The following is a 14,271-nucleotide window of genomic DNA, read 5'->3' on the forward strand; positions in this document are numbered from 1 at the left end:
AGATCCAGAGGCACTCATGACCAAACAAATCAAACGTATTGGTGTTTTGACCAGTGGTGGTGACGCACCGGGTATGAACGCAGCCATCCGCGCCGTGGTGCGTGCCGGTCTGCATCATGGCCTGGAAGTCTACGGCATCTATGATGGCTACCTCGGTCTGCACCAGGACCGTATCGTCAAGCTCGAGCGTCACAGCGTCTCCGACGTGGTGAACCGCGGCGGCACCTTCCTGGGCTCTGCCCGTTTCCCCGCCTTCAAGGACCCGAAAGTCCGCGCCGAAGCGATCGAGAACCTGAAGAAGCACGGCATCGACGCCCTGGTGGTCATCGGCGGTGACGGCTCCTACATGGGCGCCAAGAAGCTGACCGAAGAGGGCTTCCCCTGCATCGGCCTGCCGGGCACCATCGACAACGATATCGCCGGTACCGACTTCACCATCGGCTTCGATACCGCCCTGAACGTGGTGGTTGACGCCATCGACCGCCTGCGCGACACCTGCAGCTCCCACCACCGCATCTCAGTGGTCGAGATCATGGGCCGCCACTGCGGCGATCTGGCCATGTCCGCTGCCGTGGCCGGTGGCGCCGAGTACGTGATCGTGCCGGAAGTGGCCTTCGACAAGGAGAAGCTGCTGCAACAGATCAAGGAAGGCGAAGCCAAGGGCAAGAAGCACGCCATCATCACCATCTGCGAGCACGTCACCGACGTCAACGCCCTGGCAAAAGACATCGAGGCCATGACCGGCCGCGAGACCCGTGCCACCATCCTGGGCCACATCCAGCGCGGCGGTTCCCCCACTGCCCGTGATCGCATCATGTCCAGCCGCATGGGCGCCTTCGCCGTCGAGCAGCTGCTGGCCGGCCAGGGTGGCCGCTGCGTCGGTATCCAGGGCAACGAGATGGTGCACCACGACATCATCGACTGCATCGAGAACCTCAAGCGCCCGTTCAACCAGGAGCTGTACGATCTCTCCACCACCCTGTTCTAAGCGCGGTGGCCTGACAAAAAAACCCTCCTCTGGAGGGTTTTTTTATGCGGGCTCCTCACCCCCCAGCCCCCTCTGTGGGGCGCCCGACTATCCACTTGCCACTGTCGCCATGTCTTACCCCTTGCCCGACGGCCCTGAGCCTCTGACCCCACGACCTTCTCCTTTACTTCTTTCCCCTGCTTTTCTTCTTGCTCACCTTGTTCGCGACAGGTCTGGATAAAGGCCTTCGTGCCGCAGTGCCACGGCCCTGCGCCAGGGCTCCCCTGCCCTTCATCCCATCACACAGGCGCCATATAGCAACCCGGGTGGGCCGACGATATCTCCCGCTCCTCCTGCGCGCGGGCCCGGTGGCTCGCCCCCCAAGAAAACAGAGAGAAACGGGGCGTCCGGCCACCCAAGGCCCCATGAAGATCGATCCCCCATTTTCCCGCCTCCCCCTTTCACTTCCATGCTCCTTTGGCGACCGTTTTGTCGTTTTTCCGTACTCTTTTTGCTCCCATCCTGTTTGGGATGAGCAGAAAATTGAGCCTTCATCGGATAACCCTGGCTGGAAATAGCCTTGCAGACTGGGGTTAGGGCACAAGTCGTGAGAAAACATGACATGGGATGACAAAACCTGGCTGGCAGCCACCAACCGTCCCATGACGACATCAATCGGCGCATCCCGCAGGCCATTTTGCTACCGTAAAATGGAAGCCACCACGAAGACTCCAATCGAAACCACAATAGAAAGAGTTACAACAACAACATAACCAAATGTATTTAAAGGATTTATATATATCTTCTTTCACTGACATCACCATGAAATCCTTGTCAGGACAAAAAACGCCCTTAAACTTGCACAAATGCAGCCATATTTCACCTACCAACCACTTTTGCCCCATAATTACATTTTTCGTTGTTTTATCGTTCCGTTGTGGTATCTTGGTTCCATCATGAGCCAACCAAGGGAGATAGAATCATGAAAGAGTTCGTAGTTACCGCCGTTTTCACCGTGTTTTTCACCCTGGTTGCCGTCTCCATGCCTTCATTGGCACAGCTCTAAGCCGGTCAATCAGCCACTGTTGTTCGCCTGCGACTCGACACAGGCCGAACGGGTTCAAAAAACAGACGGCAACGTGAGTTTTTGAGCCGTCTGGGAAAAATCGAGTGCCAATCTCTCGTTGAGCGCCATGGGCGGTCATAAAGCCACCTCGCGGCATCCATGCCATCTTTCAAGGGGAGCCCAGGCTCCCCTTGTCGCATCCGCCATCCCGGGATTTACTCTTGCTCCCCTGCCCGTCACAATGGCCGCTGGATTTGCCATGCAGGAATCACCATGACTCAGGATGCCTTGCGCCACTGGCGCCGCGACCTTCACCGTCACCCCGAAGCCGCCTGGTGTGAATTTCGCACCACCACCCTCATCGCCCAACGTCTCCATGAGCTCGGTTTCTCCGTCGTGTTGGGGGATCAGCTGCTCGCCAGCAACCTCATCATGGGACGGGAAATAGACGTCGAGGCCCAGAAGGCGCGCGCTTTGCACCAGGGTGCGCACCCGGAGTGGCTGGCACGCATCGACGAGCTCACCGGGGTGATGGGACTCTGGGAGAGCGCTCGTCCCGGCCCCACCCTGGCGTTTCGCTTCGACATCGATGCGGTGGAGGTCGAAGAGAGCCAGGAGGCGTCACACCTGCCCGGCCAGGGAGACTGGCACTCCGCCAACCCGGGCTGGATGCACGCCTGTGCCCACGACGGTCATACCGCCATCGGGCTGGTGCTGGCCGAGCGGATCGCGGCCCTCGCCGATCGCCTCCATGGCCGTATCAAGCTCTTCTTCCAGCCTGCCGAAGAGGGATGCCGCGGCGGCAAGGCGCTGGCGGCAGGGGGCCAGCTCGACGACGTGGACGCCCTGCTGGCGCTGCATATCGGCATTCACGCGAGCAGCGGCGAGCTGGTGGTCAACCCCACCGAGTTTCTTTGCTCCACCAAGTTCGATGTGGAGTTTATGGGGCAAGCCGCCCATGCGGGGCTCGAGCCCAACGCGGGCCACAATGCCCTGGCGGCGGCCTGCATGGCCACCACGGCCATGCTCGGCATTCCCCGCCATCGGGACGGCATGACCCGCATCAATGTGGGCCAGCTCAACGGCGGCAGCGGGCGCAATGTCATCCCGGGCCATGCCCGCCTGATGGGAGAGACCCGCGGCGCGACGCCGGCCCTCAACGACTACATGTTCAATCAGGTGCAGCGGATTGTGGAAGGGGCCGCCCTGATGCAGGGCACCACCTACCTCATCCGCAAACAGGGGGAAGCCATCGGCATCGAGAACAGCCCGGCCCTGATCGAGGAGCTCGTGCCCCTCGCACAGGAGATAGCGCTCGAGACCATCCACACCCGCCGCTTCGGGGCCAGCGAGGACGCCGGTTTTCTCATCGAGCGGGTGCAGCAGCACGGCGGTCAGGCCGCCTATGTCATCCTGGGGGCCAACCTGGCGGCGCCCCACCACCACCCGCAGTTCGACTTCGACGAGGCCGTGCTGGCCCCCGGTGTGGCGCTGCTGGAAGCCTGGCTGCTCGCCCGCCTCGGGCGATAGCTGGCGCCGGATGCAAACAAGGCAGCCCATGGGCTGCCTTGTTTTTTTACGCCCTTGCGGGCAAGGGTTGTGCCTAGGCTCCCAGCACTATGGCGGAGAGATGGGCGAAGTGGTGGATCTCGTGGGTCGCGTCGCAGGGCCCCGCCTCGCGGCCCGGGTTGTACCAGCAGGTGGCCAGCCCCTGGGCGGCGGCGCCGGCGATGTCGGTCTTGGGGTTGTCCCCCACCATCAGCACCCGCGCCGGGCTCGGCTGCCCCATCTGCGCCAGGGCATGCTGGAAGATGGCCGCCGCCGGCTTGGTCACCTGCACCTCGTCAGAGATAACGAGAGGCTCAAACCATGCGTTCCAGCCCAGTTTGTCGAGGCGCCCGCGCTGGGGCAGGCTGAAGCCGTTGGTGATGATCCCCATCCTGACCTTGTCCTTGAGGGTCTTCAGCGTCTCCTCCACCCCCTCCAGCGGCACGCTCAGGGCGATGATCTGCTGCAGGAAGGTGTCGTTCATCGCCATGGGGGCCACGTTCACCTGTTCGGCAAACAGGGAGAAACGGGTCTGCTGCAGGTGGGCGGCGTCGATCTCGCCCGAGTTGTACTGCTGCCAGAGCCGCTGATTGAGGGCATGGTACTCCGCCATCTTGGGGGGAGTCGGCGCCACGCCGTAGATCTGCAGGGTCCGCTCCAGCGCCCTGGCGACCGGAAAATCGAGCAGGGTTTCGTCCAGATCGAACAGCACCCAGTCATAGCTTGCTTGTTTCACGCTTGTCCTTATTGGTTGTGCTTGGCCACATGTCATGCGTCGGGCGCGGCCATCCCCAATGGGCTGTCGAGCAGGGTCAGGGTCAGCCTGACGCCAAAACCGGTCACCTCGCTGCCGACCACGCCGTTGCCCCCCTTGCTGCGAAAACCGCTCAGATCGAGGTGCAGCCAGGGCGTCTGCTCGGGCACGAAGCGGCTGAGGAAACGGGCGGCATCGATATGATCCGGCGAGGCGCCAGGGGCACACTGTAACAGATCCGCCCACTCGCTCTCGAGGTTGTCGTCGTAATCCTCGTCCAGGGGGAAGGGCCAGACGCGCTCCCCGCTCTGCTGGCCCAGGCTGATCAGCTCGGGTAGCCACTCGGATCGATTGGTAAAGGCGCCGCTGTAGCGGCTGCCGAGCGCTCGCTTGCAGGCCCCGGTCAGGGTGGCGTAGTCGATGAGCAGATCGGGCTTGTCCCCGGCCGCCAGGGTCAGGGCATCCGCCAGCACCATGCGCCCCTCGGCGTCGGTGTCCACCACCTCTATGGTGGTGCCGTTCAGCGCAGTCACCACCTCCCCGGGCCGGTAGGCCTGCGGGCCTATGTGGTTCTCGGCGATGGCGAGCCAGCAGTGCACCTCAACGGGCAGTTTCGCCCGGCTGATGGCATGGAGCGTCCCCAGCGCCACCGCGCTGCCCCCCATGTCCAGGTGCATCCCATACATGCTGCCACCGACTTTCAGGTTGTAGCCCCCGGAGTCGTGACAGATCCCCTTGCCCACCAGCGCGAGGCGGCGTACCGGGTTGGCCGGGCAGTAGCTGAGCCTGACGATGGCGGCCTGACCGTTTGCCGAGCCCCTGGCCACCGCCAGGAAGGCACCGGCGCCCAGGGTGGCGAGGGCCGCCTCGTCAAACTCCTGCCACTGCCACCCCTCCTGCTGCGCCAGTTGCTGCACAAAGGCCCGGTAGCCTTGGGCGTCAAGCTCGGAGGCGGGCAGCACCGCCAGGTGGCGGGCCAGGCCGTTGCCTTCGGCCTCCGCCGCCACCCGAGCCGGGTCCAGCTCGCACGGGGGAGAGAGGTACAGTTGCTGATAGCCGGGCCTTGCCTCCTCGTCCCGCTTTTGGGTCGGCAGGGGGACGTCGGCGGCGAGCAGGGCAGCGATCACCAGCTCCGCCAGCCGCGCCCTGTGGACGGCATCGAAGCCCTCCAGGTGCAGCGCCAGCTCCGTCGCCTTGAGCCCCGAAAGGGGGGCCACCCAGGTACGCACCTGCTTGTAGAGTCGATGATCCAGGGCGGGGCTGGGCTCGACGAAGATCACCTGTTGCAGGCCCTGGCTGTCGGTCAGGGAATAGGGGGCCTTCTGACCCAGGGCTATCTGGGCCGCCACGGGGGCGAAGGGGGCCTGAGCCAGCAGGGTCTCCCGCTCTGACTCGGCAATGAGCAGGAGCTTGACGGGCACCCTGCTCGCCATTACCTCGGTGAGGGAGGCGGTCTGCATCGTGATTGTGGGAGGGGAATAGCTGAAAGGGGTCATCACAGGTTGCGGCCTCATCCATGAACAGAAACCAGGATGATACCGAACAATTGGCGAGAGGGATCGGAAAAACACACATTATTGTGTGCAAGCAACAGATGCTGGAGAGAATCAGAGAGGTAACGCAGAAGAAAAGCAGTCAGAAGTTGGTTGCGGGGGCCGGATTTGAACCGACGACCTTCGGGTTATGAGCCCGACGAGCTACCGAGCTGCTCCACCCCGCGTCCGAATTGTATTGCCACCACAAGAGACAGAGCAGATGCCTCTTGCTGTCTTCGTCTCCACCACAGGGCATTCGCCTTGCCATGAACACAAATAAGTTGGTTGCGGGGGCCGGATTTGAACCGACGACCTTCGGGTTATGAGCCCGACGAGCTACCGAGCTGCTCCACCCCGCGTCCGAATTGTATTGCCACCACAAGAGACAGAGCAGTGGTCCCTTGCTGTCTTCGTCTCCATCGCCAGGCGTTTGCCTTGCCATGAACACAAATAAGTTGGTTGCGGGGGCCGGATTTGAACCGACGACCTTCGGGTTATGAGCCCGACGAGCTACCGAGCTGCTCCACCCCGCGTCCGAATTGTACTGCCACCACAAGAGGCAGAGCAGATGCCCCTTGCTGTCTTCGTCTCCGCCGCCAGGCGTTTGCCTTGCCATGGACACAAATAAGTTGGTTGCGGGGGCCGGATTTGAACCGACGACCTTCGGGTTATGAGCCCGACGAGCTACCGAGCTGCTCAACCCCGCGTCCGAGGTCGCCCATAATAGGCGCCAACGTTGAGATTGCAAGTAATTATCCTAAAAAAAGTTTATTCGAGGATTAAACCGTCACATGCTGTTTTCTTTTGCAACAGATCGCAGTTTTTTCAGGCAGCCCGACATTTTCCGGGCCTCAGTACCCTCCCCTCCACGCTCCCTGTCTGGCGCCTCTTTGCCATAAAAAAAGCCCGCACCCCGGGGGGGCGGGCCGCGCGACGGCACCGGGCTCAGGCCAGCTGGTGCAGCACGCTGGTCGCCGCAATCTGGGCGATGATGAGACCGCACAGGGTCACGGAGAGCACCACGGGGGCCGTTTCCTGCTGGCGGTAAAGGGGGCTGAACCAGAGCAGCAGGGCGGCCACCAGCAGGCCGGCCTGGGTCAGGACCCCGGGGATCAGGGCGTCGAGCCCCTCGCCGCTCCCCTGCCAGCCCACCAGCACCGCCAGCCAGATGAGGCTCAGCATGGCTGCCACCAGCCCCGCCAGGGGCAGCAGCAGGTTGAAGGCCTGCAGGCGATGGCGAGCCCGCAGCAGCATCAGGTGGGCAAAGGCCGATCCCAGCAGCACCATCTGCAGCAGGCCGCCGAGCCAGCCCTGGATCTGCAGCAGGCCCGCCCCATAGAGGGCGAGCGGCAGGGCGGGCAGCCACAGCAGGCTGGCGGGGATGGCGCGCTTGCCCTCCAGACGGGACTGAGCCAGGGAGAGCACGACGCCGAGGATCAGGGCGGCGCCTCCGCTCCAGATCAGCCAGCCCTCAATGCCGGCTTCGATCGCCAGCATCAGGGAGAGCCCGGTGATCACCCAGACCGAGAAGATCTGGGTGGTGATCCGCGAACGCTGGCCCGGGCAGAGATCGCCGCGCCACAGGACGAGGCCGACGGCGATCAGGGCCCCCAGGGCCATCAGACCGGTCAGGGGAAAGAGCCAAAAAGGAAGTTGGACGAACATAGGGTCTCCGGCAACAGTGTGAGTCCGGGCGCCGGCGCGCCCGTCACAGGACAAGGAATGACAAGAGGCGGGGAGTATAGCCAAACTCCTCCCCGTTCCCAACGCCGCGGGCTCAGCTTTGCCCGCGGGCCAGGGCGACCACCCGGGCGAACATCTGCCTGAGCACGGGGGGGATGTGCTCACTGCCGAGGCGCTCCGCCTCCTCCACCACCGCCAGGGCCATGCCGGGCTTGCTGCGGTGGTGGATCGCCTTGGCGATGATGCGTCCGGCGTTCAGGGTGGAGCGGCCCCCCACCCCGGCCTCGCGCCGAAACACCCCCTCGAAGCCGTTGTGATAGAGGTAGTGCTCTATGTCCGCCGCCGGCAGCTGGGTCAGTCGGTCCCGTTCGCGCTCCCCCTTGAGCAGGGAGCGGGCGGAGCTCGCATACTTGGCACCGGCCTCGTCACCGTCGGTGAGCAGGTGCCACTCTATGCCAAAGTCCCGGGCCACCTTGATGAGGGGGGCCTGACCGCACTGAGCGAACTCGATGATCCGCACCCCTTCCGCCCGCAGGCTGTAGCCGCAGATCTGGGCGAGCTCGGAGAGCAGCCAGATCTCGGTCTCCCCCTCCACCAGCAGCCAGCAGCGGGCGAACATCGACATGGGCCTGTTGATGCGCACGTGGAAGGCTATCTTGCGCAGATCGTCGCTGCTGTAGCGCTCCCCTCCCAACTGGTGGCAGAGGATGTCCTGCTGGCGACGCACCAGGCGGCGCACCTGATTGAGCGGCAGGGAGGAGAGCAGGTCCCCCGAATTGGTGGTGAGCAGCTTCTGGCCGGGCAACTGCTCCAGCAGCCCCCAGGCCAGGGCCAGCATGGTGGGATGCAGCCGGCTCTCTGGGTCCTCCAGCATCAGTATGGGCCTGGCCCCCTCCTCCAGCTCCCGGTTGCCCCGGGCGTGGAGCAGCATGGCCGCCATGCCCGCCATGGCCAGTTGCAGCGCCCGGTTGTCCGCATTGCGCAGCAGCACCTGCAGGTTGCCGGGGTTGCGCAGGGTCATGGGGCGGTTGACGATCTCCCGCTGGCTGCGGGGCTTGTGCTTGATGGGGGCCAGGGCGCTGAAGTAGTGCTCCATCAGCTGTTGCACCGCCTGCAGCGCCTCCTTGAGCTCGGGCTCGCCGATGCGCTGGGGCTCGTCGGTGAGCTTGCCGGCCAGTTCCCCCAGCCGCTGCTCGCAGAGATCCCCCCAGGGCAGCCGCTCGATGCCGTCCCGGGCGGTACGGGCGTCCCGCAGCCGGAACACTGGGTTCATGGTGATGAGCAGGCGCACCAGCGCCTCGTTGTTGTCGATGGCCAGACTCTTGCCGATGCCGTCGAGAAAGTCGTGGGTGGTCAGCACTGTGCCATCGTCCTGCAGCTCGGCGCTGGCGCGGTAGTGCACCCGGTGGAACTTGTCCTTGTGGGGGATCCAGGCTGCCCCGAGGCGGGCCAGACGACGGGAGTGCTGGCACATCTGGGGGCGGTACTCGCTGAAGGTGAGCACCAGTTGCAAGTTGCGCGAGGGTTCGAGCTCGGGATCTTCGGGCCGATGGAAATCATCCAGGCCAAATTGATAGGGCTCGGCGTCCCCCAGCAGGCACCAGAGGGCGCGCAGCAGACTGGACTTGCCCCAGGCGTTTTCGCCGATGAGCACTGTGGTGTTGTCCAGCCCGAGCGAGAGGCGATTTATTCCGCGAAAACCTTTGACTTCAATGCGTTCCAGAAACATGCGGCCATATCCAGTCCATCCTGATGGCGCAATAGTGGCAAAGTTGCCGGAAAAATCCTACCGGGTTGCGGCGTTTTCAGCGGGAACTGTGAGGAACGAGAGGTTCGGGCGGTGTGGGCAGGCTGGCGCGATCCTGGGGGGCATTCCAGTGACTGAACCAGAGATGGCGGGTGCGGGTCTGACGTTTGCGATGATTCAATGGGCATTCCTTTCAATGGACAAGAGACAGAGGGTACACCTCTTTTGCCCAGAGTCTCAGCGTTATCTGTGACAGGAGAATGACAGCTGGGCGCGCCACTGGCCCGGGCTCAGGCCGAAGGCCTCCCGGAAACGGTTGCCGAAGTGGGCCTGGGAGGAGAAGCCGCACTGGGCGGCGATGCTGGCCAGGGGCTCGCTTCCCGCCAGCAACTGCTTGGCCCGCTTGAGCCGCAGCCCCAGCAGATAGCGGTGGGGTGGGCAGCCCAGGCTCTGGCCGAACATCCGGGCGAAGTGGTATTCGCTCAAGCCCGCCTCCCGGGCGAGCTCCCCCAGGGTCACCGGCTCGGCCAGATGCGCCATCAGATACTCCTGCACCCGGCGCACCACGGCGGGCGCGAGCCCCCCCCGCACCTCCGGCAGCGCCGGGGCCTCCCGGGTGTGGTGGCGATAGGCGTGCAACATCAGCATCCAGGCGCCGTGGGAGAGCGCCATGCGATCGATGCCGTGCTGCCAGTCCAGCTGCATCAGCTGCCCCTGCACCAGGGCCGCCGCCTGGGGATCCTCGATGAAGGTCTTGTCTTCCAGTTGCAGGTGACGCCCCTCCTTGTCGCACACCTGCTCGGCGATGCGGGTGAAGTGGGCCGGGGTGAAGTAGAGGTGGAAGAAGCGAAACTCCTCGCGCACCAGCCACTCGGATCTGTGGTGATCCGGCATGATGCACACCTTGCCGGCGCCGCCGTGGCCGCCGGGTTCGTCGAGGCGCTCGGTCTGCTCACCCCCCTGCAGGTAGACGCTGATGGTGTGATGACCCGGCTTGTGGTAACGGGTCTGATCGTAGCGGTTGCGCCAGCTCGCCACCCCGAGCCCGGGCTCCAGCCAGCAGGAGTCCTCCAGCCTGGCCCCGGTACTGACCAGGGCATCAAAGACCCCCGCCTGTCTGATTTGCGGCATCATTGGCTGCATTGCATGCGGCACCCTGTCCTCCCCTCGGCCCACCCTCGCCTCTCTTGTCACCATCTTATCGCGCCTCATGACCAAAGGCTGCGCCCCCGTGGAAAAAACCGCAAGATGGTGCAAGCCGCCGCCCCGCCTCCCGGTCCATGCTGATCCCACGTCATTCCTCTCGAAGCGGTCACACCATGAATCTGATGCTCTATGTTTCCACCGTCCTCATCTGGGGTAGCACCTGGATTGCCATCGCCTGGCAGCTTGGCCCCATCCCCATCGAGGTCTCGGTGCTCTATCGTTTCGCCCTGGCGGCCCTGGCGCTGTTCGCCCTGCTCACGGTGAGCGGCAAGTTTCCGCGCCTGCCCTGGGCGGGCCAGCGTTACGCGGCCCTGCTCGGCGCGTTGCTCTTTTCCACCAACTTCCTCTGCTTCTACCACGCCACCCTCTATATCCCGAGCGGCCTGTCGGCGGTGATTTTCGCCAGCGCCAGCATCTTCAACGGCCTCAACCTCTGGCTGTTCGAGGGCAAGCGGCCCACCCTGCGTTGGCTGCAAGGGTCGCTGCTGGGGCTCTTTGGCACCCTGCTGCTGTTCTGGCCTGTGCTGGCGGATGCGCAACTGGGTGCAAACGGCTGGAAGGGCTTGCTGTTTGCCTGCGGCGGCACCCTCTGCTTCTCCCTGGGCAACCTGGTCTCGGCCCGGGGCCAGCGCCAGGGCTATCAGGTGCTGCAGATGGTGCCCTGGGGCATGGTGTACGGTGTGGCGCTGCTGCTGGGCTGGGTCACGGTACTCGGCCAGTCCCTCACCCTGCCCACAGACCCCCGCTACCTCGCGTCCATGGTCTATCTGGCCATCTTCGGCTCCGTCATCGCCTTCACCGCCTACCTCACCCTGGTGGGACGCATCGGCGCCAGCAAGGCGGCCTACGCCACCGTGCTCTTCCCCCTGGTGGCCCTCACCCTCTCCACCTTCTATGAGGGCTTCGTCTGGCAGACGGTCTCCATCGTCGGCGTGGTGGTGAGCCTCATCGGCAACCTGGTGATCTTCGCGCCCCCCGTCAAGGCGTGGCGCTGGCCGTTATCGAGGGCTGCAAACGGTACTTGCCCATGATGGTACCAGCCCCTAAGGTAACGGCTTTCAACAGACGAGAACGGGAAGACGCATGTTACTGGAAGGGCTGGAGACACTCTGCCTGCTGGCGAGCGAGGGCACCATGGCCAAGGTCGCGAGCCGCCTCTACATCAGCCAGTCGGCGGTGAGCAAGCGCATCGCCCAGCTGGAGCAGCGCCTCGGCAAGAAGCTCATCGAGCCCGATGGCCGCCATACCCGCCTCACCCCCCAGGCCCGGGAGCTGCTCGCCCGGGTGGCGCCGAGCCTGGCCGAGATGAAGGGGGTGCTGGCGGACAGCCAGATCCTCACCGACCATACCCCCTTGCCCGTCGCCTGCTCGGAGACCCTGCTGGCGGGCTACCTCGCCCGCTTTATGCACGACTACCTGCAGCAGGATCCTCACATCGCGCTCTCCACCCATCACACCCCTGTCATCCTGGCCCGGGTCCGCGGCGGGGACGCCCTGCTCGGCATCTGCGCCGGTCGGCTGCCGCCGGGCCACGGCCTGTGCGCCGAGCGGCTGCTGGAGGAGCCCTTCTACCTGGTAGGCGATGATCAGGGGGAGGCCACGCCTGGGGATCAGGAGGAGGAGCGCAGGATACTGACCATGGATCTGGAGAACCCCTCCAACCGCTACCTGCGCGAGCCCCTGGCCGCCCTCGGGCTCACCCCCGCCATGGAGCTCGACTCCTACCTGGCGCTGATCGAGCTGGCCAAGGCGGGGATCGGGCCCGTGCTGCTGCCCGCCGGCCTGCTGGCCCTGGTGGGCGAGCAGGGCAAGAGTGCCCGTCCCCTGCCGGGGCTGGGCCGCCCGCTCCACCTGGTCTATCGGCCGAACAGCCTCAAGCGCGATCGCATTGCCCGCCTGGTGCAGACCCTGCAAACCCATTTCCGGCACCTGAGTTCCCAGGGCTGAAAACAGGAGGGCCCGATCCAGCGGATCGGACCCTCGCCATTCTTGGTGCCAGGATCAGCCCAGCCAGGCAAAGAGTTCGGGGTACTGGCTCCACACCAGCTTGGCGGACATCAGCAGGGAGACGGTCACCAGCAGCGGCTTGATGAGCGTCACCCCTTTCTTGAGCACCAGCTTGGAGCCCATGCGTGCCCCGATGAACTGTCCCAGCGCCATGCACAGGCCCACGCTCCACACCACCTTGCCCCCCAGGGTGAAGAAGAGCAGGGAGGCGATGTTGGAGGTGAAGTTCAGCAGCTTGGTGTGGGCGGTGGCCCTGGCCATGCCAAAGCCCGCCAGGGCCACGAAGCCGATGGCAAAAAACGACCCCGTGCCCGGCCCGAAGAAGCCGTCATAAAAGCCTACGCCCCCGCCCACCAGCAGGGCGAACGCCATGGGGGTGAGGCGGCGCTGGCTCTCCGCATCGCTCACCCTGGGGGAGAAGTAGAAGTAGCAGGCGAAGGCCATCAGCAGGAAGGGCAGCAGCCGCTCCAGAATGGCGGCGTCTATGGTCTGCACCGCCAGGGTGCCGATGGCCGCCCCGATGAAGGTGCAGATGACGGCAGGCCAGATGATGGCCCACTCCAGGAGCCCCTTGCGGGCATAGAACCAGGTGGCGGAGAAGGAGCCGAAACTGCTCTGCAGCTTGTTGGTGCCGAGCACCAGGGCCGGCGGCATGCCGGTGGCCAGCAGGGCCGGCACCGTCAAGAGCCCCCCGCCCCCGGCGATGGCGTCGATAAAGCCGGCGATGAGGGCCACCCCGAACAGGGCGACCAGGGTGAACAATTCCAGTTCCATCCATAGACCTCGTGTGATTGGCGGCTCCCGGTGCTGCCTGGAGCCTGAATGAGTCAGCAGGACGCTATCCTAGCGGCCACGGGCACATGAAGCCAACGAAACAGTGGCAGCCAATCGATTCCTTATTTTCATCAATCAAGCGCAAGAGACGGCCTGCTCCTTGATGGCCTCGAGCCCTTGCAGCAACGGCGTCTCGTCATCCCCCGGCGCCCGGCTCACCCGGCCCGCCATATAGCGGCGGCTGAAGAGATTAAACCAGAGCTGCAATGCCTGACCCGCCCGTAGCTCCCCGGCCACTTCCAGCACGCAGGCGGCCACCTCGGCGGTGCACAGGTGCTCGTCGCTGTGGGCGACCCGCATGCCGTAGGTGGAGAGCGCATCGGGCTTGATGGCAAGCACCGGAAAGCCGTCCAGATAGGGGCTCTTGTTGAACATCTTGCGTGCCTCGGGCCAGGTGCCGTCCAGCAGGATGAAGAGCGGCTTCTTGCCCGGCGCCAGCGCCACCTCGCCAGTCAGACGGGCGGGCGCCTTCTCGCTGGCGGGAAACACCACGTAGGGCTGCCAGGCGGGATCCGCCAGCAGGGCCAGCAGCTCGGGATGGGGCTGGGTCCGCGACCAGAGAAAGGCCCAGGTGGAATCCGGCAGCACGTCGGCGATGAGGCGCCCGGTGTTGGAGGGCTTCATGGGCTCGCTGTCATACATCAAGAGGCAAAAGCCCGCCTCGGCCTTGAGCGCGGGGCGCCAGTCACAGGCACACCAGTCGTGGCGCAGCTGGCAGGCGTCGCAGCGCGGCACGCTGCCACCACGGGCGAGAAAGGGCCTGGTCGAGACGCTCTTGCGCCACAGGCGCAGGCGATTGACGGCGTGATCGGGAATGGGCTTCATGGGGCGCGGCTCTGGGGATGCACTCGGCGGGAGAAAAGGGGGCAGATTGTAGCGGGGGGCGCACTCTGCGGCAAGGCGCGCAACCATCAGCTGACCAGG

Annotated in this window: 11 protein-coding genes and 4 tRNA genes; 4 read left to right on the forward strand and 11 right to left on the reverse strand. The window is 64.6% G+C overall.

Annotated elements, in window-relative coordinates:
• Positions 1-16: 16 nt before the first annotated feature.
• Together pfkA and R2B70_RS10675 are read left to right on the forward strand one after the other, a co-directional pair.
• Complete coding sequence (pfkA, locus tag R2B70_RS10670; RefSeq protein ID WP_128344258.1) at positions 17-988, forward strand: 6-phosphofructokinase; 972 nt, start codon at positions 17-19, stop codon at positions 986-988.
• A gap of 1,318 nt (positions 989-2,306) precedes the next feature.
• A complete protein-coding gene (locus R2B70_RS10675) occupies positions 2,307-3,563 on the forward strand; it encodes an amidohydrolase (RefSeq protein WP_318161434.1) in 1,257 nt (418 codons plus the stop codon).
• A gap of 73 nt (positions 3,564-3,636) precedes the next feature.
• Here R2B70_RS10675 and yjjG read toward each other — a convergent pair whose 3' ends face one another.
• The 9 genes from yjjG to R2B70_RS10720 all read right to left on the reverse strand — a co-directional run bounded on the left by yjjG (position 3,637) and on the right by R2B70_RS10720 (position 10,431).
• Positions 3,637-4,317 (reverse strand): pyrimidine 5'-nucleotidase, encoded by a 681-nt coding sequence (gene yjjG, locus R2B70_RS10680; RefSeq protein WP_042075643.1) that lies wholly within the window; start codon positions 4,315-4,317, stop codon positions 3,637-3,639.
• 32 nt (positions 4,318-4,349) lie between these two features.
• A complete protein-coding gene (locus R2B70_RS10685) occupies positions 4,350-5,834 on the reverse strand; it encodes a leucyl aminopeptidase family protein (RefSeq protein WP_318161435.1) in 1,485 nt (494 codons plus the stop codon).
• 144 nt (positions 5,835-5,978) lie between these two features.
• Positions 5,979-6,055: transfer RNA gene (locus tag R2B70_RS10690), tRNA-Met, on the reverse strand.
• A gap of 97 nt (positions 6,056-6,152) precedes the next feature.
• Positions 6,153-6,229: transfer RNA gene (locus tag R2B70_RS10695), tRNA-Met, on the reverse strand.
• Positions 6,230-6,326: 97 nt separating this feature from the next.
• Positions 6,327-6,403 (reverse strand) — tRNA-Met (locus tag R2B70_RS10700).
• A gap of 97 nt (positions 6,404-6,500) precedes the next feature.
• Positions 6,501-6,577: transfer RNA gene (locus R2B70_RS10705), tRNA-Met, on the reverse strand.
• Between the two features lie 238 nt (positions 6,578-6,815).
• The gene (locus R2B70_RS10710) at positions 6,816-7,535 is read right to left on the reverse strand and encodes a hypothetical protein (protein ID WP_103243070.1); all 720 of its coding nucleotides are present in this window, start codon (positions 7,533-7,535) and stop codon (positions 6,816-6,818) included.
• A 112-nt stretch (positions 7,536-7,647) separates the two neighbouring features.
• Complete coding sequence (locus R2B70_RS10715; RefSeq protein ID WP_042076919.1) at positions 7,648-9,282, reverse strand: ATP-dependent endonuclease; 1,635 nt, start codon at positions 9,280-9,282, stop codon at positions 7,648-7,650.
• Positions 9,283-9,543: 261 nt separating this feature from the next.
• Complete coding sequence (locus R2B70_RS10720) at positions 9,544-10,431, reverse strand: AraC family transcriptional regulator (protein ID WP_318161438.1); 888 nt, start codon at positions 10,429-10,431, stop codon at positions 9,544-9,546.
• 188 nt (positions 10,432-10,619) lie between these two features.
• On the opposite strand from R2B70_RS10720, the gene R2B70_RS10725 reads away from it, so the two are divergent.
• Both R2B70_RS10725 and R2B70_RS10730 read left to right on the forward strand, forming a co-directional pair.
• Entirely contained in the window at positions 10,620-11,537 is a 918-nt protein-coding gene (locus R2B70_RS10725) for a DMT family transporter (RefSeq protein ID WP_216990330.1), read from the forward strand.
• Positions 11,538-11,589: 52 nt separating this feature from the next.
• Positions 11,590-12,453 (forward strand): LysR family transcriptional regulator, encoded by an 864-nt coding sequence (locus tag R2B70_RS10730; RefSeq protein ID WP_318161440.1) that lies wholly within the window; start codon positions 11,590-11,592, stop codon positions 12,451-12,453.
• A gap of 54 nt (positions 12,454-12,507) precedes the next feature.
• Here R2B70_RS10730 and R2B70_RS10735 read toward each other — a convergent pair whose 3' ends face one another.
• Both R2B70_RS10735 and R2B70_RS10740 read right to left on the reverse strand, forming a co-directional pair.
• Positions 12,508-13,287, reverse strand: coding sequence for a TSUP family transporter (locus R2B70_RS10735; protein WP_318161441.1), 780 nt, complete (start codon positions 13,285-13,287; stop codon positions 12,508-12,510).
• 135 nt (positions 13,288-13,422) lie between these two features.
• Positions 13,423-14,172: a tRNA-uridine aminocarboxypropyltransferase gene (locus R2B70_RS10740; protein WP_318161442.1), complete on the reverse strand. Its 750-nt coding sequence runs from the start codon at positions 14,170-14,172 to the stop codon at positions 13,423-13,425.
• Between the last annotated feature and the right edge of the window lie 99 nt (positions 14,173-14,271).

Origin of the sequence: Aeromonas sp. XH, from assembly GCF_033348475.1 — a bacterium.
In the GTDB taxonomy this organism is placed as follows: domain Bacteria; phylum Pseudomonadota; class Gammaproteobacteria; order Enterobacterales; family Aeromonadaceae; genus Aeromonas; species Aeromonas sanarellii.